The organism is Streptomyces sp. MBT53 (assembly GCF_016654115.1).
In the GTDB taxonomy this organism is placed as follows: Bacteria; Actinomycetota; Actinomycetes; order Streptomycetales; family Streptomycetaceae; genus Streptomyces.
The window spans coordinates 1-1445 of record NZ_JAEQAZ010000468.1; the positions used below are offsets into that span (position 1 = coordinate 1).

The window sequence follows — 1445 nt, forward strand, 5'->3', positions numbered from 1 at the left end:
GGTGTGGGCGGTCACCGGCGGCGGTGACGACAAGAAGCCGGTGGCGGAGAAGAGCGGCAGCCCCACGGCCTCCGGCACGAGCAGCGCCGACGACCCCGCCAACCCCGGTGACGGCAGCGGCGACGGCGGTAAGGACCCCGAGAACCTCAACGAGGGCCGCAAGTCCGGCGAGGCGAAGGTGCTCTGGTACAAGGAGGCGCCGGACGCGCCCGGTTCCGGCGCCGACGCCCCCGGCATGTGGATCACCGGCAAGACGGCGGTGAAGGCCGCGTACAAGGAGGTCGTCGCCTACAACGTCGGCAACGGCAACCCGACCTGGCCCACGATCACCTTCCCGCAGAAGATCTGCGCGGTCACCCCGGAGAAGTCGGCCGACGACAAGATCGTGGTGGCGTACGAGAGCGGTGTCAGCGACAGCGCCAAGTGCAACCACCTCCAGCAGCTCGACCTGAACACCGGGGCGAAGGGCTGGACCGCGACCGTCGCGGACGGCGACCTCTTCGACAGCGCGCTCACCATCGGGCTGACCATCACCGGCGAGACCCTCATGGTGGGCCGTTCGCAGTCGGGTGTCGCGTACGACCTCGCCACCGGCAAGCAGCTGTACGAGAAGAAGAAGTACGGCGCGGCCTGCTTCCCGTCCGCGTTCGCGGGCGGCGCCAAGCTGCTGGTGGTCTCTTCCTGCGGGGCGGGCTCCGACACCGCGCACGACGAGGTGCAGGAACTCGACCCGGCGACCGGCGGCGCCAAGTGGACGAAGACGATCCCCAAGGGCTGGACGGTGTCCCACGTGTACTCCGTGGACCCGGTCGTCCTCTACATGACCGACTCGGACAACAAGCACTGGAACATCTCGACGCTGAAGAGCGACGGCTCCGTCCGCTCGCAGGTCGACTCCAAGGCCGCCTTCGCCCCCTCCTGCGGTCTGTCGATCCTCGACCAGAACCTCCAGGGCTGCCAGGGCGTCGCGGTCGACGCGAACACCCTCTACCTGCCGACGGACGCGACGACCGGCCCCAACCAGATCGTCGCGATCGACCTCGCCACCGGCAAGGAGAAGTGGCGCGTCAAGTCCCCCGAGGACGAGTCGATGCTGCCGGTCAAGGTCGAGGGCGGAAAGCTCATCGCCTACGTGGAGGCCGCCTACGACGCGGGCGGCCAGGTCGTGTCCGTCCCGACGACCGGCTCCTCGCACACCACGACGAAGCTGCTCCAGATGCCGGCCGGTACCGCGAAGATCGAGTCGAGCTTCTTCTCCCGGGACACCGACTACGTCGACGGGCGCTTCTACATCTCGTCGACCCGGCTGAACGGCAATGACGACACGAAGGAGAAGTTGATGCTCGCCTACGGCAAGTGACGCCTTCCGCCGTCCTGTTCGCTTCCGTCGACCCGTCCCCGAGGTACCTGTCATGACCCAGCCGCCCCCGCCCCCGCCGAACCAG

General features: G+C 68.4%; 1 protein-coding gene. It reads left to right on the forward strand.

Features of this window, described 5'->3' with window-relative positions; translation table 11 throughout:
- On the forward strand, positions 1 to 1360 hold a 1360-nt coding region (locus tag JHN45_RS52275), incomplete at its 5' end, for a PQQ-binding-like beta-propeller repeat protein (protein ID WP_201056552.1).
- Positions 1361 to 1445 lie beyond the last annotated feature (85 nt).